A 22269-nucleotide genomic window follows, 5' to 3' on the forward strand; every position below is an offset into this window, starting at 1 on the left:
TTGATGTGCCATAGTGGAGGTGTTGAAAACACCACGGAGGAGGCGTCCATGGGTGAGGTTAGCACAGTCGGCATCGATCTGGCCAAGTCGGTTTTCCAGGTTTGCGGCTCGGATCCGAGCGGTGCTGTCATCTTCTGCAAAAAGCTTCGGCGTGATCAGGTTCTGTCATTCTTCTCGACTTTGCCACGATGCGTAGTGGCAATGGAGGCCTGTGCGAGCGCCCATTACTGGGCTCGCGAGATCGCCGCAGTAGGTCACGACACGCGGCTCATTCCACCGGCCTACGTAAAACCGTTCGTGAAGCGGCAGAAGAACGACATGGCCGATGCCGAAGCGATTTGCGAGGCGGCGCAGCGCCCGACGATGCGGTTCGTGCAGGGTAAGAGCGCCGAAGCACAGGCCTCCGGAGTAATCTTCCGTACGCGCGATCTGCTCGTGCGCCAGCGCACGCAGCTGATCAACGCCCTACGAGGCCACCTCACCGAATTCGGCTACATCGTTCGGCAGGGTGTCGGGCATGTCGGAAAGCTCGTCGAGCTTGTTGCCGATCCTGCATCCGATATACCACCTGTGGCGCGGCCGGTGCTGACAGTTATCACTCAAAGCCTTCAAGCGCTTCAGTCGCAGATCGCTCTTTCTGGATCGCGAAATCGCGCACCGGGCCAAGACTGACCCCGTGGCGAAGCGGCTGATGACCATTCCGGGGGTGGGGCCGGTGATCGCGACTGCGCTTGTGGCGCTAGCGCCTGCTGCCAGCACGTTCCGACGCGGGCGTGATTTTGCAGCCTGGCTTGGCCTCGTACCCCGACAGCACTCTAGCGGCGGCAAGGAGCGGCTGGGGCGCACAACAAAGATGGGCGAGCGTAGCTTGCGGAGGCTTCTTATTATCGGCGCAAGTTCGGTTACGAAGGTTGCGGCGCGTGACCCCGATAAAGCCGGCGCATGGCTGGCCGGCATGCTGGCTCGCAAGCCGCGCATGCTGATCACGGCGGCGTTGGCCAACAAGATGGCAAGGACCGTCTGGGCGCTGATGGCGCATGGCGGGTCCTACAGAACTCCGGCCGCGGCGGTGTAACCGTCAAGGCTTGAGGCGTCAGGAACGCAAGAAGGTCAGTAGAGAGGTATGGCGCAACGGTCAGAGACGGGATTGGGAAAACCAGGGATGTGTCCGAGCGCCTCGAGCGCGCAACTTCGGTCTGGACCCGATCCGCGATCTCCATATAGGCCAGCAGCCGTGATGATGGCTGCATCAACAGGCCGGGCACACGGAAGCACCTGAACCTGCGCGAACAAATCTCTCAAAAACCCCCTTGTATCCAGCGGGGCGTCCACACAAGGACGCTGGTTCATCTTTGCGAATGACCGATTTTGAAGCCCGGCTATCCACTCGCGAACGTCGTGATTGGGAAGGAAAGCGGACTGGCCGCTTCGGGAAGCGATCGAGGATAGGCGACGTTACGCAGCCCGACCACTTGGCCGGTGATAATGCTGTTTTAGAATTCGCCGTGCCCGACTGCACGGCGCAGACCACCCTCCACAGTTCTTAATTTACGACAGAGGCATGCGTATAAAGGAATCTTTATATGACCGCTCACAAACCTTGCGGATTGGTGGCGTCACAGGTACGCCGCAAAGGCCCGGCTAATATTGTTGGTCGGGCAATGATCGCGCTGGTGTCCTGAGAGGGACTTAATCGGGAACACGGTGTGGGAGACGCTCTCCCGAAGCCGAGGCTGTCCCTGCAACTGTAAGCGGCGAGTGAGACGTACATCGCGTCCTCTTTCGGAAGGTGCAGCCACTGGACCAACGCCGTAACGGCCGAGATCCGGGAAGGCCGTATATCGAGCGACGACCCGTGAGCCAGGAGACCTGCCAGCGTCTGGTCGCTCTTGCTTTGGTCCAGGGGATGGTCGGGGCACGGTTCTTCCGTCTGAGCGACGAACGAGCGGCGGGGGTCGCATCGGTTCGTGTCGCGGGCGCTTGCGTCCGCCTGCCGGCGCGCGCCGACCGTTCGCAGCGGACGCCCCCGTCCGAAGTCGCTTGGCGCACGGGGGACGGACATGAAGAAGCTGAGATTACGAGCAAGATGGCTCGAATGCATGGCTATCGCTGCGGCCTGTAGCACCACACCCGCATGGGCTCAGGTGCAGGACACCGACGCTGTGCCGACACCGACCCCGAACGACATCGTCGTGTTCGGCCGCGGCGAAGCAAAGATCGGGGTTGCGCATGCAGCGAGTGAGGGCACCGTGGCCGGTGCCGACCTTCTGGTTCGCCCGCTGCTGCGCGTCGCTGAATTGCTGGAGGCGATCCCCGGCATGGTTGCCGCGCAGCATTCGGGAAGCGGCAAGGCCAATCAGTATTTCCTGCGTGGCTTCAATCTCGATCACGGGTCGGACTTTACGACCTATATCGACGGCGTGCAGATGAACCTGCGCACGCATGGTCACGGCCAAGGCTATCTCGATCTCAACGGCCTGATCCCGGAGATCGTCGCGCGCGAGGATTTCCGCAAAGGGCCATACCGTGCCGATGGCGGTGACTTCGCGCTGGCAGGGGCGGCGTACATGACGACGATCGATGGCCTCGCCCGGCCGTTCCTGTCGGTCGAGGGCGGCTCTTATGGCTATGGCCGGATCGCCGCGGGTGGCACGATCGACGGGATCGGCGCCGGCGAACTGACGCTCGTCGCGCAGACCAAGGTCTATGACGGCCCTTGGGAGGAGCCCGAGCATCTGCGCCATGCCTCTGGCTTCGCGAAATATACTGCTCCAGACGGTGCAGGCCAGATCGAAGCGTCGCTCAACGCCTACCGCGCGACCTGGCGTCCGACCGAACAAATTCCGGAGCGCATAATCGGTACCGCGCTCTGCAAGGACGTGTTCTGTTCACCCGATCCGACGGCACGCGGCGAAACGACACGGCTCGTCGGCAACGTCGCGGTGCGCCAGCCCGACTGGCACGCCAATGTCTATGGTCAGTTCTACGACTGGTCGATGTATTCGAACCCGACCTACTCCGACCCGGACGGGACCAGCGCACAGATCCGCCAATTCGACAAACGCTGGATCGTCGGCGCGACGGGCGAAAAGCGCTGGACGCTAGCACCGACCCTCGCCGTCTCGCTCGGTACCGAAGAGCGCTACGACCATATCGGTAGCGTCGGTGTGTATCGCACCAGCGCGCGATCGTTCCTATCGTCGCTCGGCCGCTACCATGTCGAGGAAGCGTCGGCAGCAGTGTACGGCGAAGCGACGTGGACGCCGGTTACGGGTCTCCGCATGATCGGTGGGGTTCGTGGGGACTATTATCACTACGTCGTTCGCGCGCGGGATCAGGCGGCGGTGTTGGCCGGCGAAGGCAGCGGCGACGACACGATCCTGTCACCAAAGGCATCGATCGCGTACTCGCCGACCGATCGGCTGGAGTTCTACGGCAACTGGGGACGTGGGTTCCACTCCAACGACGTCCGCGGCGCGGTAAACGTCGAAACGCCGGTGCCTGTGCTGGTCCGCGGCAACGGCCGTGAAGTCGGCGCCCGGTGGCAGTTACCCGGCATTACGCTGACTGCGACCTATTGGTGGCTCGACGTCGACAGCGAACTGCGCTTCGTCGGAGATTCCAACGCGGTCGAACCGACCGGTGCCAGCGAGCGTCGTGGCTATGAACTGGTGGCGTTCTGGCGGCCCAGGCCGTGGCTTGCGATCGACGGCAATTACACGGCGAGCCGGTCGCGGTACGACAATGGCGATCGCATTCCCAACGCCTTCGAGAACGCCGCATCCGCCGGGATCGCGCTGGTGCTCAATCCTTGGGAGGCAAGCGTTCGCGTCCGTCACCTCGGGCCTTATCCGCTGATCGAAGACAACAACGTCCGAGATTCAGGAAGCACCGTCGTCAACGTCCGCGCGGCTCGCAAGATCGGACGGTTCGAGGTTTACGGCGAGGTGCTCAACATCCTCGACAGCCGCGATAAGGACATCGCATATTTGTACGAGTCCTATATCCCCTCGTTCGATACCGCGGGACCGGCCGACGGTCGGTTGAGCCGCGTAGTTGAGCCACGCACCGTGCGCCTGGGTGCCCGGGTGAATTTCTAAGCAGCGTCAGATGATCGCCAGTCTCGAATGAAGCTGGCGATCATCTCGATCGCAATGCCGTCTCAACGTTCCCGTGGCAACGCATGTGGTAAACCGAGCGAAATCGCTGCTCGTCACAGCGATGAACGGATGTCCGCTTTGGAGACTGCGAGAGGCCCATCGGAACGTCCGAGTTTGTGCGAAGGCGCCCTGCCCTACGGCTTCCGGCAAACCCAGAAGCTGACAATCACGGATACTTTCTCGGCTCCCAGTTCCGGTCTGATCGGACGCTGGGAGACTCCTCTCTGCTCCCCAACTCCAGTCACTCGTTCATTCTCAAACCCGACGTGACTGGATCGAGTCCCCTTGCCCAGTTACAGCAATATCTTTCTCTGCTACCGCACGGTTCTATGCGTAGGCTCTTACCTTTCCTTGCCTGTCTGATGCTCGTCCTGACCGCCTGGGTCGGGGTGGCGCATGCGGCAGAGATCGGCGGGTGCATCGAGACTAGTCAGTACGAAGCCGCGTCGCACGTCGATGGCGACGGCGACGGCGATCAGGTCGCTGCCGATACCGACAAAGGGTACCCGCACCATCATGGCAGCTGCCATGCCCACCATATGAGCGCGCCTGACGCCGACACGCTTTCCTGCATGAGCGGCCCGGCCAGCGGCAAGCTCGCGTCCTTCAACGACGCCACGCTCGTCGGGCGCGATGCCGACACCGCTTTGAGACCGCCGCAGGCCTGACGCGTCGATCGGGTGCGCCGTGCGCCCCCGTGTCCCCGTCGTCAGGAGCATCCCAATGCATCGCATCATCGCGGCCATCATGGTCGCAGGGGTCTGCGCATCGTCGCTGCAGGCCCAGACCCGTCCGCCGGTCTCGGCGGAACCGGTCCTCACGCTCGCCGAGGCGCTGGCCCGCGCTGGCGCATCCTCGCCCTTCCAGGATGCAGCATCCGCCGGAGTCCGCGCTGCCGAAGCGCAGCGCCGCGTTGCCGCGCTGCGTCCGAACCCGTCGATCATCGCCGAGGCCGAGAACGTCGCCGGAACCGGTATCTATCGGGGGCTGCGTTCGTCCGAGACGACCGTCGGCGTCGCCATGCCGCTCGAACGCGGGGGCAAGCGCGGCGCCCGGATCGCGCTCGCCGAAGCGCAGATCGGTCGCGCCAGTCTCCAGGCCGACATTGCGCGCGCCGACCTGCGTCTGCGTGTCACGCAGACCTATCTCGTCGCGGTCGCTGCGCAGCGTCGCATTGGGGTCGCCCGCGATCAGCTTGGCATCGCCACCGAGGTCCTGCGTGCCGCCAGCGTACGGGTGCGGGCTGGTCGGGCGTCGCCGCTCGAGGAGCAGCGCGCCGACGTCGCGCGCGTGGCCGCCTATGGCGCGGTGGAGCGCGCGGAGCGTTCGGCCGCCGTCGCCTCGACGAACCTCGCCCGGCTTCTCGGCATACCCGTTGGCATGCTCGACGAGGCCTGGTTCCAGCGCGTGGATGCGATTCGCCAGTCGGATGCTTCCGGTACCGCGAGTACGTTGACCGCGGCCGCCGCGCGTGCCGATTTGGACACCACCACGGCCCAGGTCCGCCTCGCGCAGAGTCAGCGCGTGCCGGACCTGACGCTTAGCGCCAGTGCCCGCAGACTCGAGCAGACCAACGATGTCGCGGCGGTCTTCGGCGTCTCGATCCCACTCACCGTGTTCAACGGCGGCCGTTCCGCCGTCGCCGTGGCGGACGCCCAACGCGACCAGTCGGATGCATTGCGCCGCGTGGCGCTGCTCGACGCCGAACAGGGCATCGCCGACGCGCAGGCGGATGCAGCGAACGCCGCCACGACGGCGCGCAACGCGGCCGGCCCCGCGCTCGACGCCGCAAAGGAGGCCGCGCGGATCGCACGCATCGGCTACCGCGAAGGCAAGTTCGGCCAGCTCGACCTGCTCGACGCCGAGCGGACGCTTCTCGACACCCGGACGGCCGCGATCGACGCGCTGGCCGCCTATCACGACGCTCAGGCCCGTCTCGAGCGGCTCACCACCGCCGCGCCTTCGCCCAAGGATACAGATCGATGAATAGCCTCATCATACGGGCGATCGCGCCCGTCGTCATCGCCTTGGCCATCGCCGGCTGCGGACAAATGCCCGAACAGGCGACCAATGCCAGCGCCGAAGCGCGTGACGAAACGGGCAATAGCGCGGGCGATCCTGCGGTCGCCACTCTGTCGGTCCAGCAGATCGCGGACGCCGGCATCGAGGTAACCCGTCCGACGGTGGGCGGCGTAGCCGGCGCGATCGAGCTTCCGGCGACGATCGAGGGCGATCCGCAGGGCGTCCAGGTCATCTCCGCCCCGATCGGCGGCAGGCTGGTTTCGCTCACCAGAAATCTCGGTCAGTCGATCGGCCACGGCCAGACGCTGGCGATCATCGAAAGCCGCGAGGCGGCGTCGCTCAATGCCGAGGTGGAGGCGGCGGGTGCACGGTCCGCGCTTGCCCAGTCGAACCTCCGGCGGGAGCAGCGACTGTTCGCCGAGCGCGTGTCGCCCGAGCAGGATCTCGTCGCCGCCCGAACCGCCGCGACCGAAGCCAGCATCGCGTTGCGTCTCGCGCGGCAGCAGCTGTCGGCCACCGGCGGCGGCGGCGGCGGCGGTGGAGCGCTCAATCGCATCGCGGTGCACTCGCCCATAACCGGGCAGGTGATCGCCCGCTCCGCCACGCTCGGCCAGCAGGTCGCCGCCGACGTCGAGCTTTTCCGCGTCGCCAACCTCGCCAAGGTATCGGTCACGATGTCGCTCGTCCCCGCTGACGCCGGACGCGTGAAGCCCGGCGCGCGCGTCGAGGTGACATCCGCCGGCCGCCGTCAGGACGGCCGCGTCACCTTCGTATCGCCGATCCTCGACGAGACCACGCGCCTGGTCCCCGTGATCGCCACGATCGACAACGCGACCGGCACATGGCGTGTCGGCGAAAACGTCGGCGTCTCGGTCCTGCTGCCCGCCAGTGGCGACCGCAGCGTCGCCGTGCCCTCCGCCGCCGTGCAGATGATCGGCGACAGACCGCACGTGTTCGTCCGCACCGCGACCGGCTTCCGCGCCACGCCGGTGACGCTCGGCCGCACCAACGGCGGTGCGGTCAGCGTGACCGCGGGCCTCACGGGCGAGGAGCGCATCGCCTCCACCAACTCGTTCACGCTCAAGGCCGAACTCGGCAAAAGCGCCGCGAAGGACGAGGACTAGACCATGCTTTCCCGCATCGTAACCTTTGCCGTCGAGAAGCGCTGGCTCGTCCTGCTGCTGACGCTCGCGGCGGCACTCGCCGGGGTCTTCGCGATCCAGCGGCTCCCGATCGACGCCGTCCCCGACATCACCAACAACCAGGTGCAGATCAACGTCGTCGCGCCTGCGCTCTCACCCGACCAGATCGAGAAGCAGGTCGCCTTCACCGTCGAGACCGCGCTGGCCGGCATTCCCGGTCTCGAATACAGCCGCTCGCTCAGCCGCAACGGCTTCGCGCAGGTCACCGCCGTCTTCGACGAGAAGACCGACATCTACTTCGCGCGATCGCAGGTGGCCGAAAGGCTGCGGACCGCCGAGGCCGACCTGCCCGACGGCGTGACGCCCGAGATGGGGCCGATCGCCACCGGCCTTGGCGACATCTTCATGTGGACGGTCGAATATCGCGAGCTCGACCAAGTCAACCACCGCAACGGCGAGCCCGGCCTGCAGAAGGACGGCAGCTACATCACGCCCGAGGGCGACCATCTCGTCAGCGAACCCGACAAGGCGACCTATCTGCGCACCGTACAGGACTGGATCGTCACGCCGCAGCTGAAGAGCAGTGCGGGTCTAGCCGGCGTCGACAGCCTCGGCGGCTACACCAAGCAATATCTCGTCGTCCCCGACATCCAGCGGATGGCGGCGATGAAGATCACGCTGAACGACCTCGCCGCCGCGCTCGAGCGCAACAACACGAGCGCCGGCGCGGGCATCGTCGATCGCAACGGCGAAGGTCTCGCGGTTCGTGCCGATGGCCGCGTTCGCAACGCCGACGAACTCGCGCGCACCGTCGTCGCGACGCGCGAAAGCGTGCCGATCCTGCTCAGCCAGATCGCCACGGTCCGTACCGGCCAGGCGCTGCGCATGGGGTCGGCATCGGAAAACGGCCACGAGGTCGTCGTCGGCACCGCGGTCATGCGGATCGGGGAGAACAGCCGCACCGTGTCGACGGGCGTGGGCATGCGGCTGGAGGAGATCGGCCGCGCCCTGCCCGTCGACGTCGTGGTGAAGCCGGTGCTCAACCGCACCGAACTAGTCAATTCGACCATCGCGACCGTCGCCCGCAACCTCGCTGAAGGAGCCGTACTGGTCATTGTCGTGCTGTTCGTGCTGCTCGGCAACTTCCGCGCCGCACTTATCGCGGCACTGGTGATCCCTGTCACAATGCTGCTGACCAGCATCGGCATGCTGAAGGCAGGCGTGTCCGCGAACCTGATGAGTCTGGGTGCGCTCGACTTCGGGCTCATCGTCGACGGGGCCGTCATCATCGTCGAGAACGCGTTGCGTCGTCTGGGCGAGGCGCAGCATGGCAGGGACGGACCGCTGCCGCTTCGAGAGAGGCTGGATCTGGTCGCCGCATCGGCGCGCGAGATGATCCGACCGTCGGTCTATGGTCAGGCGATCATCATCCTCGTCTACGCCCCGCTGCTGACCTTCACCGGCGTCGAGGGCAAGATGTTCGAACCGATGGCGCTGACCGTCATCATCGCGCTGGTCTTCGCCTTCGTCCTGTCGATGACGTTCGTGCCGGCCGCGATCGCGATAGCGCTGAGCAGGCCGGTCGACGAGACGGAGAGCCGGATAATCGGCTGGCTGCGTCGCCGCTACGAGCCAGGGCTCGGCAAGGCGATGGGCCGACCGAGCATGACGCTCGGAATCGCGGTCGGCGCGCTCGCGATCGCAGGCGTCGCCTTCACCACGCTCGGCCAGGAGTTCCTGCCGCAGCTCGACGAGGGCAACATCCTCGTCCAGACGGTGCGCATCCCCGGCACCTCGGTCGACCAGAGTCAGGCGATGCAGTTCCAGGTCGAGAAGATGCTCGCGCGCCAGCCCGAGGTCCGCTTCGCCTTCTCGCGCACCGGCACGTCCGAGATCGCGAGCGATCCGATGCCGCCGAACGCCACCGACACCTTCGTGATCCTGAAACCCAGAGCCGAATGGCCCGACCCGAGCCTCGCCAAGGAAGCGCTGGTCGAACGGATCGAAAACCGGCTCTCGACGCTGCCCGGCAACGCGTACGAAATCACCCAGCCGATCCAGATGCGCTTCAACGAGCTGATCGCCGGCGTGCGCGGCGACATCGCGGTCAAAGTGTTCGGCGACGACTTCGGTGGCATGAACGCCGCCGCCGACCGTATCGCCGCCGTCCTGCGCAAGACTAAGGGCGCCGTCGACGTTCGCGTCGAACAGACCGAGGGGCTGCCGATGCTCGACATACGTCCGAACCGCATGGCGATGTCGCGGATCGGCGTCACGGCGGGCGACGTGCAGGACACGGTGGCAGCCGCGATCGGCGGGCGCGAAGCCGGCCTGATCTTCGAGGGCGACCGCCGCTTCCCCGTCGTGATCCGCCTGTCCGAAGCGTCGCGCTCCGACCTGACCCAAGTGGCGCAGGTGCCCGTGCCGACGTCCGCCGGCGGTTTCGTGCCGCTATCGACGGTCGCCGACATTGCGGTCGTCGACGGCCCCAACCAGATCAGCCGCGAGAACGGCAAGCGCCGCGTGGTCGTCCAGGCCAACGTGCGCGACCGCGACGTCGCCAGCGTCGTCGCCGATGCGCGCACCGCGATCGATGCGCAGGTGAAGATGCCGCCGGGAACCTATGTCGAATGGGGTGGCCAGTTCGAGAACCTCGCGTCCGCACGCGATCGGCTGCTCCTCGTCGTGCCGGTCTGCTTCGCGGTCATCATGCTGCTGCTGTACGGCGCGCTCGGCTCGGTCCGCGATGCGGTGATTGTCTTTACAGGCGTACCGCTCGCGCTGGTTGGCGGCGTGCTCGCGCTCGTGCTGCGCGGCATGCCGTTCTCGGTGTCGGCCGCGGTCGGCTTCATCGCGCTGTCGGGGATCGCCGTGCTCAACGGTCTGGTCATGGTGTCGTCGATCCACGACCTGATGGCCCGCGGCATGGACCGGGTCCGGGCCGCGCACGACGGCGCGCTCGCCCGATTGCGCCCCGTCGCGATGACCGCGTTCGTCGCCAGCCTAGGCTTCGTGCCGATGGCGCTCGGTCACGGCGCCGGCGCCGAGGTGCAGAAGCCGCTGGCGACCGTCGTCATCGGCGGCCTGATCTCGGCGACACTGCTGACGCTCTTCGTCCTGCCGACACTCTACGCTCGGTTCGGCGGATGGAGGGGCTCGGAGAATATGATCTTCGGCGACGTGCGCGATCGGGGACAACCTAGTTAAGCGAAGACCACGACGACGCATACTCGGACATTCACAACCCGTTTTCCGTTCCCCCAACTTCGGCCATCTGTTCATCTTTGCTGCAAAGCCGAAATCAGCTCTTCAAGCCCTAGTCACATCATATTTTTTTCAGAGCCAAGGGTGTTTAGGGATATGCCGATTTGAACCAGGACCTTGCGACGACGTTTGCGGATCTCGATGTCTTGAAAGCACGTCCGGATATCAGTCGCTTCCTGCGCTGGATTGCCGACAAGACTGCGGATTTTCACGCCCCCACTCGCCGTGCCGAGATCCGCTGATTGCATCGGCCTCGACGATGGATCGTCATCGTCACCGGACTTTTATGGCGGCGGCACTTAACGATCGGATGACCGTTCCTCCAGCGACCCGAATAGCAGGACGCTTTCCATGACCGATGATCCGCGCACCAGCCACCCGACCAGCTTTCCCGGCGAACCGCAGCAGCCGCGCCCCGGGCTTGTCGCCAACATGACGACCAAACCCGACCACGGCGAAGAAAGCTATGTCGGCAAGGGCTTGCTGCGAGGGAAGGTCGCGCTGATCACCGGTGGTGATTCCGGCATCGGCAAGGCCATCGCCATCGCTTACGCGCGTGAAGGCGCGGACATCGCAATCTCGTACCTCGCCGTCGAGCAAGAGGATGCCGAAGATACACGCGCCTGGGTCGAAAAGGCAGGACGGCGATGCGTATTGCTGCCGGGCGACATTCGCGACCGCGATCACTGCGTCACGCTGGTGGAGCGCACAGTCAGTGACCTTGGCGGGATCGATATACTGGTCAACAACGCCGCCGCCCAGACGATGAACGAGGATCTGGACAGCATCGACGATGACGAGATGCAGGGCGCGTTTTCCGCCAATGTGTTCGCGATGATCCGTCTCGCCAAGGCTGCGGCACCGCACATGAAGCCGGGGTCGGCGATCGTGAACACCACGAGCGAGCAGGCCAAGGTCGCGACCAAGAGCATGATCGTCTACGCCGCCACCAAGGGTGCGATATCCAGCCTGACCGTCGGGCTGTCCAACCTGCTCGTGGGCAAGGGCATCCGGGTCAACGCGGTGGCGCCCGGCCCGATCTGGACGCCGATTCAGCCGATCGCGAAATCGCCGGAGGAACTGGAGAAGCTTGGACAGGATACGCCTCTGGGACGCGCGGGTCAGCCTGCCGAGCTCGCGCCGGCCTATGTCTTGCTGGCGTCGTCGGAGGGAAGCTACATGACCGGCGCGGTGATTGCAGTCACCGGTGGCGTGCCGATCAACTGACGAACGGACGGGCGCCCCGGCGCCCGTCCGTCGATACGGCTAGGAGTTCGCCACTTCGACGCGACGCGCCGCGCGCGCATGCTCTTTCGTGAAATCGCCGACACCGCGGTCGGTGTGGCACAGCCTGTCCCAATGGCGGAAATACAGGCCGTAGTTGCAGCCGTAGAGTTCGTGGTGCCGCTGATGATGGCTGGCCGTGATCAGCCATCCTCCCAGCGGGCCCGACCACATGAAACGCGGGAAGATCTCCCATCCCATGTGGTTCGTGACCCCCATCACCGTCATGATCGTGAGCACGATACCGAGGCCGGCGATATGGATCGGAACGAAGAACACCAGCAACGGAATGACCACCGCGCCGGTCAGCGCCTCTATCGGGTGAAACGCCATCGCGGCCCAGGCCGTCGGCGGGCGGCTGGCATGATGCAGCGCGTGCGCCAGCTTGAACGGTTTGGGACGATGCATCCAGCGGTGCGTCCAGTAGAACCAGGCATCGTGCAGCAGCAGATACAGGAAGACCGAGACCGGCAGGTACCAGAGCGGATAGGCGTGGATGTCGGCGTACACCTGCGTCCAGCCATGATGCTGCCATCCCCACGCGACCACGCCAGCCGGGATCCCGTAAAGCGCTGCGGACGCCAGGCTCCAGATGATTTCGCGGCGGACCTGCGGGTCCAGCCCGAGGTACAGCCCCGGATGCTTGCGGACCGTTATCCACGCGAACGCGCCTGATACGAGGAGATAGCGAACGCCGACGATGACGGTCATCGCGATCGCGGAAAGGATGATGGCGAACGTCATGCGTGATCCTCGACGACTCTGCGATCGGCGGCTCGCCCGGCAAGCACACGGCGACGCGACGGAAGCCCCCACCACGGCGTTCCCGGCGAGAGATGATGCTCGTGATGATACCCGCCGAAGTGGAAGCAGGTCAGCAGCGACAAGACCGGGCCTACATCGAGGCTGTGCGCGCGGTGTGAATCGGCAAAGGGAGTCTCGCGTTCCCGGTGCGGCAACCACGTCCCAAAGACGAACAACTGTGCCACCGCACCAAGCGCCGGCAGAGCCCAGAAGATGACAATGTTGCCGAGCGGTGCCCCGAGCAGCAGCGTATAGATCAGCGCGACCACGGTGATCCGGATGATCTGCCCGTGCGAATAATAGGTCTTGAAGAACTGCAGGAACCAGCCGCCGAGACTTGGATCGCCACCGTGAAAATCGGGATCCCCCGCCCTTCCCGTTTCCTTGTGATGCAGATGATGCTGCGGCAACAGTGATGCATAGGACAGGCAGGCATAGAGCGACAGGCAGGTCGCGCCGATCGCGCGGTTCAGTCGTGGTCGATCGGGTGCCAGCGCACCGTGCATTGAATCATGCGCGACGATGAACAGTCCGGTACTCAGCCAAGTCTGTACGATGACCATCCCGATGGCCAAGGGAATTGTATCCGCGCTCCACCGCCAGAAGAAGATGCCGGTTACGTGGATCGCCAGCCAAGCCACGACGATCGCGGCGGACAGCGACACGCCGACACGCGTCTGGTGCCTCAGGGCCTCCGATTGACGAACCGTCCCGCTCACTTCTTCGCGTCTGCCGAGACGAGGTTTCCGGCTTTGTCGGGACGTACCGCACGCCGCTGCGGATCGGCGTTCGCGCGCAATTGCGCCTTCAGCACCGACGGCTTGCGCGCGAACAGGAAGCCGTGGCTGACGGTACCGTCCTTGCCCTCGACCGCGTGGTGCAGGCGGTGCGCTTGCAACAGGCGCTTGAAATACCCCTGCTTGGGCACCCAGCGAAAGCCGCCGCGCTGATGCACGAGCATGTCGTGCACGAAGGCATAGATGCCGCCGTACACCGTGATGCCAAGCGCTGCCCACCACAGCGGTTGCCACCAGAGCCCGACGACGAACAACACGATCGGCACGATCGCGAAGACGATTGCGTAGAGGTCGTTCTTTTCGAACCAGCCGTCATGATCTTCGTGATGCGACTTGTGCCAGCCCCAGCCCCAGCCGTGCATGACATAGCGATGCGCCGCCCACGCGAAGCACTCCATGAACAACACCATGAAGACGACGATCGCGAGTTTCTCGAACCAGGTCACTGTGCTCGATCGCACGAAATGACGATGGCCGGGTGCAACGAATTCAACATGATGCCTACATAACGGTTACCGGCGTTCGATGCGAGGGCGCCCCGCCACAAAATCTCGGGTTGGTGACGGCTGCGGCCGGCCTTTGGTCGTCGCCGTTTGCAGAACGATGTCATGGGCCTTCGCGACGAGACGTGCCGGTAAAATCCCATCACCCTGGCACTGGAGGGTGACGAGCCGCGTTCGACCGCGATGATCGCCCGAGTCTTACGCGCCGACCACCGGGACACTCCCTCCTGGCTGTTGATCGCAGCCATGCTGATGAGTTTTCTCGCGGCCCAATATCATCACCGCTTCACGGTGGATCCAATCCGCGCGGCCCCCGCGATAGCGTCGCTGGTGGCACTCGGCAGCGCGCTGGTGATCGGCAGGTACACCGCGCGACCCCGGCTTGCGGCCGGCGCGACCGCGTTTCTTCAGGTGACGCTGTTTACGCTGCTCGGCGTCGTGCTGGCGTATGCGTTAGCGGCGAATGCCGGACAATTGTGGGACGCGCGGCTCGCCGCCGCCGACCGTGCAATCGGCTTCGACTGGCCGGTTGTGCTTGCCTTGCTGGACACATGCACTCCCGTGATCTGGCTACTCGGATTGGCGTATCACAGCCTCACCTTGCAGATGATCGTCGTCATCGTCGCGTTGAGCGGCATGGGGAAATTCGACACGCTGAGGATAATGGTCTGTGCGGCGATCCTGTCCGGTTTCGTCACCATATTGATCTCAGGCCTTACCCCGGCAATGGGCAACCTGTTCGACCCATCCCGCTACGCGCATCTCTGGCCATCGATAGCCTGGCTGGAACAGGGGCTGATATCCGGGCTTCGCGACGGATCCCGACGCGTGCTCGACCTCACCATGCTCATGGGAATCGTCAGCTTTCCCAGTTTCCACGCGACGCTCGCCGCCATCTTCATCTGGGCATTCGGCGCGATGCCGCGGGTTGCCCTACCGGGCCGGGCATGGGCCATACTGACGATCGTCGCGACGCCGGTCTTCGGCGGTCACTATGGGGTGGACGTCATCATGGGGCTTGTCCTCGCACCGCCTGCCCTCCTTGCAGCCCGCCACCTCACGCGGCAAAGGCAGTTGTTCCATCGGGTGGAGTCAGCCCTGCCGGCCTGACGTCGGTCTCACGGCCGAGCGCCGCGTCGACCATCGCCGCCGCCTCGGCTGCGCCGCCTGCCGCCGCCATATCCGTCGCCATGCTGCGTGCCGCACGACGGTATTCCGGATCGCGCAACACCAGCCGCAACGCCGGTTCGAGACCTCCCTTGCCCGCCTCGGCAGCCGAGACGACGCGGGCAGCCCCGATCCGCTTCAGACGCGCCGCCGTCGCCGGTTGTTCGAATGCCAGCGGCACGGCAACGATCGGAACACCGGCCGCCAGCGCGTCCAGCACCGTATTGAACCCGCCATGCAGGATCGCGGCAGAACATAGGGGCAGGATGCGGGTCTGCGACCAGAATGCCCTCACCAACGGGTTTCCCGGTAGCGAATGGGCTTCGCGGTCGCTCAGCCCGCCGCCATGCGCCACCACGGCACGGGCACCCACCGCGGAACAGGCCGCCGTCATCGCCGCGAACAGCGATCGGCGCGCACCCTGCAACGACCCCAGCGAACAGAATATGAGCGGTCGACCGTCGTCGTCCGGCAGGTTTTCCTCGGGCTCGTCTCGTCGCCAAGGCCCGCCGTATCGAAAGTTCTCCGGCAAGGCCAAGCGCGGAAAGTCCAGGCCTTCGGGGCATTGCGCGATCTGCAATCGTTCGGACCATTGATATCGGGGGTCGGGATCGAGCCCCCAACGCCGTGCATACGTCGCCACCATCGTCGTGATCGGCCGCATCAACAGGTCGCTGACTGCATACCCGCCACTGTTGCGATTCCGCCCCACCGCATCGGGACGATACGCCCACCCGAGAAAGGGTGGCGGTACCGTCGGCTCCCTGAGCAAGGGCAATCCGGTAACGGCGGTTACGAACGGCAGTCGGAGATGTCGTGCCACCAATGCTCCGGCTGGCTCGACAGAGTCGGCGACGATCGCATCGACCCCCAGCCTCGACAGCGCCGTCGGGAGAGCCCTCAGAAGCAGTTCCGTCATCGATGCGGTGCCGCGGATCATCCGCGGTAGTCCGACAGGCCCCGATGGCTGCGCCAGCTTGCGGTAATACTCCGCCAGCAAGCCCTGGCCGTCGGCGGGGTGATCGAGCGCAGCAAAGCCAACGCCACAGTCGGGCACGAGCGACGCGACCTCGGCCAAGTGGATTATCGTGACTCTATGCCCCGCTTCAACAAGCGACGTTCCCAATGCTGCTAGCGGATTGATGTGGCCCGCCGTTGGCGGCGCGATGATGGCAATATGCCGCCTTTTGACCGTCAATGCCGTGGAGCTTTCCGTCGCCGTCGTATTCGATCGGTTACTATCAGCATGCGAGGGAAGAGCGATAGCGCAATAATTCGGAGATAGTACCGCCTCACCAATGACCGCGACCGGCGAATTCTAACATGGAGGTTTGATGCGAGCGAAGCCGACCGGCGCCTTGACTTCCAAGCGTGTAACGGGCCCCGAGCTGGTTAAGGATCGGTCCGAAGCACCAAAACGATCGATATAGCTTCGCTTCCGTTAGCGATACGCGGTGAATCACCCGAGCACACCGATGAACTATCGGCCGTTGCTAAAATACGGGCTCGGGCGTTCGTAACCGCATGAACGCCAACCCGCTATCGATCCGAGACCAGACCAAGAGTAGCATCGTAAGGCAGGTACGGACCCTGTTTAATGATCGGGCACGCGGCGAGGAGCCGGTGACGCGCAGCGACGATGCGCTGTTTCCGACCGACTCGATGATCTGGCGCGTGCATGGCGATGTTGTCAGCATGATGGTAGGCGGCGTCACCGCGCTGCTGCTTCAGATGCTGCATCCTGCAGTTCTGGCAGGCGTCTGGGACCATTCGAACTTCCGAACCGACATGCTCGGCCGGCTGCGGCGCACTGCCCGGTTCATCGCTGCGACCACCTATGGTGAGCGGACCGAGGCCGAGGCAGCGATAGCGCGAGTCCGCGCGGTGCACGCGCACATCGGCGGCACGCTTCCTGACGGTACGTCCTACCGGGCCGACGACCCAAACTTACTGGCGTGGGTCCACATATCCGAGGCGTGGTCCTTCCTGGCTGCCTGGCAACACTATGGGGATCGTCCCCTCACACCCGCGCAGGAGGATCTTTATTATGCCCAGTTTGCCACCATAGGCGCCGCACTGGGTGCCGACGCTCTCCCGCGGAACCGTGCAAGCACACATCAGGCGCTTCGCACCATGCAGCCGGTGCTGGTCGCAGACGGTCGCACGCGCGAGGTGGCGCAGTTGGTCCTTGCTCAGACACCGAGCAACCCTCTGGCGATACCGCTGCAACGGATCGTCGCGCAGGCGGCGGTGGACCTTCTCCCGAACTGGGCACGTCGGATGCATTGTCTGAAGGCTTCGCCGATATTTATGAAACCGGTCGTCCGGTCCGGTGCACGACAAATGGCGAAAACGTTGCGCTGGGCCTTCAACGGGACTTGAATCCGAATACCCGGATGTGGACGCTTCTAAAGCGCATGGCGGTCGTGCGGTTGGGGTCATTGGCCCGCGGGCGAAGGGCAAGGTCTGGGCGAGCCGGATTATCGCGAGCCGCGCATCGAAGTATTGCAATGGCCTGGCGGAATTACGGCGGCCGACCTGCCCCTCCCAATCCTGACCGAGCTACCAGATCACGATATTCGCGCAGTATGTCGGCCGAGATAGCAAACTCATTGATCCAGATTGAGATGGCCAGGATCGCTGGAACATTGCCCATCCGTGCCGGTTCGGTTTGTAGCGGTGGGTTGAACGCGCCGCAGCCCCCAGGAGAATGTCATGACAAAGCTTCTTACGCTCGCAGCCATGATCGCACTGCCCACCGTCGCGGCCGTCGCGCAGGCCCCCGCCGCCTCGACCTATGTAATGAAGGCGGGTGCCGGCGATCAGTATGAAATCCAGTCCAGCCGTTTGCTGCTCACGTCGACCAAGAACGCCAAGCTGCGGTCGTTCGCATCGATGATGGTCACCGATCACACCAAGTCGACCGCGGATGTGAAGGCCGCTGCAATGCGCGCTGGCCTGCACCCTGCGCCGCCCAAGCTTGATGCTACGGGTACCAAGAACGTCGCGGCCTTGCGCGCAGCCACCGGGACTGCGCGCGACCGGTTGTATGTCGAACAGCAGAAGTCTGCGCATCAGCGCGCGCTGACACTGCACCAGACCTATGCACAATCCGGAACGGCGGCGCCGCTCAAGACGGTCGCGGCCTCGATTGCGCCGGTCGTGCAGACCCACATCACCGAGCTGTCCACGATGTGACCGACGCGCGATGGCCGGCGATTGCACCTGCGCGCCGGCCATCGCTGCACCAGGACCTGGCGCCGCGCGCATCGACAGGAGATCAGATATGAACGATACCAACCCACATAGCGACGACGCGCCGCCAACCACGTGGAAACGCGGCGATTCTCTCGGGGCGGCTGCTATTTCAGAGCGCAAGGACGATGCGATCGTCGCGCGTGCGGTCACTATCAACCGGCCCGTTGCCGAGGTGTTCACCTATTTTCGCGACTTTGCCAATCTGCCGACGTTCATGGAGAACGTCGAACGGATCGACATTCTGAGCGACACGCGGTCGCACTGGGTCGTGAAGGCACCCGCCGGCAAGACAGTCGAATGGGACGCGGTCGTGACCGAAGAGGCACAGGACAGATTGATCGCCTGGACGTCCGAGCCTGGTGCCGATGTCGCGAACAGCGGCTGGGTGGAGTTTCGTGATGCCGGCGCGCGGGGTACGGTCGTCACCGCGACCATTGCTTATGATCCGCCCGGCGGAATCGTCGGCAAGCTGATCGCCAAGATGTTTCAGCGCGAACCCGCGATCCAGGCGCGGCGCGACCTGCGCCGCTTCAAGCAATTGATGGAAACCGGCGAGATCGCGACCGCCGCGATGAACCGCAAGCAGCATGAAGAGGAACTCGCCTGATGCGCGCTTTGGCATGGCACGGTAAGCACGACGTCCGCGTCGATACCGTCGACGATCCCGAAATCGTCAATCCGCGCGACTGCATCATCAAGGTCACCGCGACCGCGATCTGCGGCTCCGACCTGCATCTGTACGACGGCTATATCCCGACGATGCAGGCGGGCGACATCCTCGGCCACGAATTCATGGGCGAAGTCGTCGAGGTCGGCGCCAGGTCGACGCTCAAGAAGGGCCAGAAGGTCGTCGTCCCGTTCACGATCGCGTGCGGCAGCTGTTATTACTGCGGCAAGCATCAATATTCGGCGTGCGACAACGGCCTCCCCGCCGACAATCAGGATATCGCGCAGGAACTCTACGGTCAGCCGATGGCCGGCCTGTTCGGCTACAGCCACATGACCGGCGGCTATGCCGGCGGGCAAGCTGAGTACGTCCGCGTGCCATTCAGCGATGTCGGTCCGATCGTCATTCCCGACGGCGTCGGGGACGAGAAGGTGCTGTTCCTCTCGGACATCCTGCCGACCGGCTGGATGGCGGCGGAGAATGCGCAGATCGAGCCTGGCGATACGGTTGCGGTCTGGGGCTGCGGTCCGGTCGGGCTGTTCGCGGTGCAGTCGGCGTTCCTGATGGGCGCCGAGCGCGTCATTGCCATCGACCATTTCCCGCATCGTCTTGAATTGGCGAAGAAGTTCGGCGCCGAGACGATCAATTACGAGGAAAGCGCGGTCTACGAGGCGTTGATGGTGATGACCGGCGGGATCGGTCCCGATGCGGTGATCGACAGCGTCGGGCTGGAGGCACACGGCTTCTTCGTCGACAACGTGCTCGACCAGATCAAGGCGTCGACCTTCCTCGGTACCGACCGTGCGCATTCGATCCGCCAGGCTATCATCGCGTGTCGCAAGGGCGGACGCGTATCGATGCCGGCGGTCTATGGCGGGTTCATCGACAAGTTCCCGCTCGGTGCGCTGATGGAGAAGGGGCTGACGCTCAAGACCGGCCAGACGCACGTCCAGCACTATATGCCCGCACTGCTCAACGCGATCATGGAGGGCAAGATCGACACGACCTTCCTGATCTCGCACCGGATGGACCTGGAGGACGCGCCCAAGGGCTACGACATGTTCAAGAACAACCAGAACGAAGTGACCAAGGTCGTGCTCAAGCCCGGCTTCAACTGAGGGGATCTGACGACATGGCCGATAAATTCGCGATCATCACCGGGGCCTCGACGGGCATCGGTTTCGAACTCGCCACGCTCGCGGCGAAGGACGGCTACGACATCCTCGTCGTCGCCAACGAAGCGCTGATCCAGTCCGCTGCCGCCGACTTCAAGCAGTTCGGCACCGATGTCGCCGCGGTCGAGGCGGACCTGTCGACGATCGAGGGCGTCGATGCGCTGCTGGCCGCGACCAATGGGCGGAAGGTTGATGTGTTGTGCGCCAATGCCGGACACGGCCTCGGGCACGGCTTTCTCGACCAGAAGGTCGACGACTGGCGCAACGTGATCGACACCAACATCACGGGCACGCTGTACCTTCTTCAGAAGGTGATGCCGGCGATGGTCGCAGGTAATGACGGCAAGGTGCTCGTGACCGGGTCGGTCGCAGGCTACATCCCCGGTGCGTTCCAGGCGGTCTACAACGGCTCGAAGGCGTTTATCGACAGCTTCACCGAGGCGCTGCGCAACGAGATCAAGGAGGCGGACGGCGTCACGCTAACGACGCTGATGCCGGGGCCGGTCGACACCGAATTCTTTGACCGTGCCGACATGAACGACACGTCAGTGGGCACAGATCCGAACAAGCGGGATCCGGCCGATGTCGCCAAGGACGGCTGGGATGCGCTGATGAGCGGGAAGGCGTCGGTCTTCTCGGGCTTCATGACGAAGGTACAGGGCGTGCTCGCCAACGTCATCCCGGGCTCGGTGCTCGCCGAACAGCATCGGAAGATGGCTGAGCCGGGCAGCGCCAAGGACTGATCGGCGGTTCGTCAATCGAACTGCGTAACGATGCCTGGCCTCATGGGACCGGGCATCGTCTCATAATTGCGTCACGCGAGCGGGGGTTGGAAGAGTGTTGGTGAAGGGGGGGGGCATATATGGCGGCACCGTTGACAGCTCGGCGATCGGTCGTCGTCATCAGCGACTTCGTCGATGGCCGGCATCCCGGACATGACCGCCCTTCACCCGCCCTGCTGCCCGCGCACGCAGTCGATCCGGCCAACCAACCATGGATCGGCGATCTTGCTCCCGCGGATGTAACGGGCGGATATCTTGAGCGGCTACCCCTCGCGCTCATCGCCGCCGGCATCGTCGAGCAGGCCGAAATCTGGCATCATTGGCGCGGCGACGATGAGCCGCCGTTCCGCAGGGACAATGCGGTTCTGGCGCGTCGCGCATTCCGGATCGACGACAAGCATCCGCCGGTCGCCTCGTCGCAGATGAACGCGTTCGTCGAAACGTTCGGCGCGCCGCATATCCTTGTTGTGCTGGGCTTGGGCGTCGCGCCCGAATTGCTTACGCTGTGTGCGAACAGCATCATCCTCTACAACTCGATCGACGCGCCATCGCTGCGCGTACCGCCGGACGTCAGCGAGCATTTCGATCTCGTCCTGACCGGCGCGCAGTGGCAGTCGGACGAAGTCGAGGCGCGCCACCCCGGCATGCGCACCGCGATCCTGCCGGTCGGTCCCGAGTTCGCCGCGGTCGACCAGTTCCGCCCGCTCCGCACGCCCAAGGATGTCGACCTGATCTACGTTGCGGCCGCGCAACCCTATAAGCGCCATGACATCCTGTTCGACGCCCTCGCGCAACTTCCACGCGACGTCCGCGCGCTGTGCGTATTCGGCTATGGCGAGGATGCCGACGCACTCCGCCACCGCGCCCGCGACCAGAACCTCTCGATCGAGTTCGTCGGACCGCCGGGCGTACCCATAGACGAGGTCAACCGCCTGATGAACCGCGCGAAGTTCGGAGTCGTTTGCGGCATCGACGACGGCGCGCCGGCGATCCTCACCGAATACATGCTCGCCGGCCTGCCCGTACTCGCCAACGACGAATTACGCTGTGGATTGCAGTTCATACTGCCCGAGACTGGGATGACCGCTTCGACGACTGGGTTTGCCGATGCGATCCTTACAATGCGCGAAACCTACGACCAATTCCGGCCCCGCCACGCGGTATTGGAGCGTTGGACTTGGCAGCATAGCATTGTGCGTTTGGGTGCAATTATCCAGCAAATACATGATACAAAGCAATGACAT

The 22269-nt window shown here is 64.4% G+C and carries 19 protein-coding genes, 1 pseudogene and 1 riboswitch; of the genes and pseudogenes, 16 read left to right on the plus strand and 4 right to left on the minus strand.

Features of this window, described 5'->3' with window-relative positions; genetic code table 11:
* The first annotated feature begins 48 nt into the window (after positions 1-48).
* The 8 genes and pseudogenes from C8J46_RS18725 (at position 49) to C8J46_RS18755 (ending at position 11815) form a co-directional block, all read left to right on the plus strand.
* Positions 49-1075 (plus strand): annotated as a pseudogene (locus tag C8J46_RS18725) (IS110 family transposase).
* Between the two features lie 579 nt (positions 1076-1654).
* Positions 1655-1892, plus strand: a riboswitch (cobalamin riboswitch).
* A gap of 207 nt (positions 1893-2099) precedes the next feature.
* A complete protein-coding gene (locus tag C8J46_RS18730) occupies positions 2100-4100 on the plus strand; it encodes a TonB-dependent receptor (protein WP_132742219.1) in 2001 nt (666 codons plus the stop codon).
* Positions 4101-4522: 422 nt separating this feature from the next.
* Positions 4523-4828, plus strand: coding sequence for a hypothetical protein (locus tag C8J46_RS18735; protein ID WP_132742220.1), 306 nt, complete (start codon positions 4523-4525; stop codon positions 4826-4828).
* A 55-nt stretch (positions 4829-4883) separates the two neighbouring features.
* Positions 4884-6146, plus strand: a complete 1263-nt coding sequence (locus C8J46_RS18740) for a TolC family protein (protein WP_132742221.1) — start codon at positions 4884-4886, stop codon at positions 6144-6146.
* Positions 6143-7306 (plus strand): efflux RND transporter periplasmic adaptor subunit, encoded by a 1164-nt coding sequence (locus C8J46_RS18745; RefSeq protein WP_132742222.1) that lies wholly within the window; start codon positions 6143-6145, stop codon positions 7304-7306. Before C8J46_RS18740 ends, C8J46_RS18745 begins: the two co-directional genes overlap by 4 nt.
* Before the next feature lie 3 nt (positions 7307-7309).
* The gene (locus C8J46_RS18750) at positions 7310-10531 is read left to right on the plus strand and encodes a CusA/CzcA family heavy metal efflux RND transporter (RefSeq protein WP_132742223.1); all 3222 of its coding nucleotides are present in this window, start codon (positions 7310-7312) and stop codon (positions 10529-10531) included.
* A gap of 161 nt (positions 10532-10692) precedes the next feature.
* The gene (locus C8J46_RS21005) at positions 10693-10830 is read left to right on the plus strand and encodes a hypothetical protein (RefSeq protein WP_165886657.1); all 138 of its coding nucleotides are present in this window, start codon (positions 10693-10695) and stop codon (positions 10828-10830) included.
* A gap of 109 nt (positions 10831-10939) precedes the next feature.
* The gene (locus C8J46_RS18755; RefSeq protein ID WP_132742224.1) at positions 10940-11815 is read left to right on the plus strand and encodes an SDR family oxidoreductase; all 876 of its coding nucleotides are present in this window, start codon (positions 10940-10942) and stop codon (positions 11813-11815) included.
* A 39-nt stretch (positions 11816-11854) separates the two neighbouring features.
* Here the strand turns inward: C8J46_RS18755 and C8J46_RS18760 are convergent, their stop codons facing one another.
* Together C8J46_RS18760 and C8J46_RS18765 are read right to left on the minus strand one after the other, a co-directional pair.
* A complete protein-coding gene (locus C8J46_RS18760; RefSeq protein WP_132742225.1) occupies positions 11855-12616 on the minus strand; it encodes a sterol desaturase family protein in 762 nt (253 codons plus the stop codon).
* Positions 12613-13239, minus strand: coding sequence for a fatty acid desaturase (locus tag C8J46_RS18765; RefSeq protein ID WP_243643511.1), 627 nt, complete (start codon positions 13237-13239; stop codon positions 12613-12615). Before C8J46_RS18765 ends, C8J46_RS18760 begins: the two co-directional genes overlap by 4 nt.
* A gap of 4 nt (positions 13240-13243) precedes the next feature.
* Between C8J46_RS18765 and C8J46_RS21445 the strand changes: the two genes are divergently transcribed.
* Positions 13244-13378 (plus strand): hypothetical protein, encoded by a 135-nt coding sequence (locus C8J46_RS21445; protein WP_279388913.1) that lies wholly within the window; start codon positions 13244-13246, stop codon positions 13376-13378.
* A gap of 13 nt (positions 13379-13391) precedes the next feature.
* On the opposite strand, the gene C8J46_RS18770 is transcribed toward C8J46_RS21445, so the two are convergent.
* Entirely contained in the window at positions 13392-13919 is a 528-nt protein-coding gene (locus C8J46_RS18770; protein ID WP_132742226.1) for a sterol desaturase family protein, read from the minus strand.
* Between the two features lie 309 nt (positions 13920-14228).
* Here C8J46_RS18770 and C8J46_RS18775 point away from each other — a divergent pair, with 309 nt between their 5' ends.
* Complete coding sequence (locus C8J46_RS18775; protein ID WP_165886658.1) at positions 14229-15086, plus strand: phosphatase PAP2 family protein; 858 nt, start codon at positions 14229-14231, stop codon at positions 15084-15086.
* Here the strand turns inward: C8J46_RS18775 and C8J46_RS18780 are convergent.
* The gene (locus C8J46_RS18780; RefSeq protein ID WP_347812388.1) at positions 15034-16221 is read right to left on the minus strand and encodes a glycosyltransferase; all 1188 of its coding nucleotides are present in this window, start codon (positions 16219-16221) and stop codon (positions 15034-15036) included. The two genes, C8J46_RS18775 and C8J46_RS18780, sit on opposite strands and share 53 nt — an antisense overlap.
* Before the next feature lie 446 nt (positions 16222-16667).
* Here C8J46_RS18780 and C8J46_RS18785 point away from each other — a divergent pair, with 446 nt between their 5' ends.
* From C8J46_RS18785 to C8J46_RS18810, 6 genes are all read left to right on the plus strand, one after another.
* On the plus strand, positions 16668-17525 hold the full coding sequence (locus tag C8J46_RS18785; protein WP_132742228.1) for an oxygenase MpaB family protein: 858 nt from the start codon (positions 16668-16670) through the stop codon (positions 17523-17525).
* A gap of 333 nt (positions 17526-17858) precedes the next feature.
* On the plus strand, positions 17859-18341 hold the full coding sequence (locus C8J46_RS18790) for a DUF4142 domain-containing protein (protein ID WP_243643513.1): 483 nt from the start codon (positions 17859-17861) through the stop codon (positions 18339-18341).
* Between the two features lie 88 nt (positions 18342-18429).
* Positions 18430-19008, plus strand: a complete 579-nt coding sequence (locus C8J46_RS18795) for an SRPBCC family protein (protein ID WP_132742229.1) — start codon at positions 18430-18432, stop codon at positions 19006-19008.
* Positions 19008-20186, plus strand: coding sequence for a zinc-dependent alcohol dehydrogenase (locus tag C8J46_RS18800; protein ID WP_132742230.1), 1179 nt, complete (start codon positions 19008-19010; stop codon positions 20184-20186). The genes C8J46_RS18795 and C8J46_RS18800 overlap by 1 nt, the downstream gene beginning before the upstream one ends.
* 14 nt (positions 20187-20200) lie before the next feature.
* Complete coding sequence (locus C8J46_RS18805; protein WP_132742231.1) at positions 20201-20986, plus strand: SDR family NAD(P)-dependent oxidoreductase; 786 nt, start codon at positions 20201-20203, stop codon at positions 20984-20986.
* A 131-nt stretch (positions 20987-21117) separates the two neighbouring features.
* Positions 21118-22266 carry a glycosyltransferase family 4 protein gene (locus C8J46_RS18810; RefSeq protein ID WP_243643514.1) on the plus strand — a complete coding sequence of 383 codons (1149 nt, stop codon included), beginning with the start codon at positions 21118-21120 and terminating at the stop codon, positions 22264-22266.
* The last annotated feature ends 3 nt before the right edge of the window (positions 22267-22269 follow it).

This window comes from Sphingomonas sp. PP-F2F-A104-K0414 (genome assembly GCF_004340945.1).
Lineage (GTDB): Bacteria > Pseudomonadota > Alphaproteobacteria > Sphingomonadales > Sphingomonadaceae > Sphingomonas.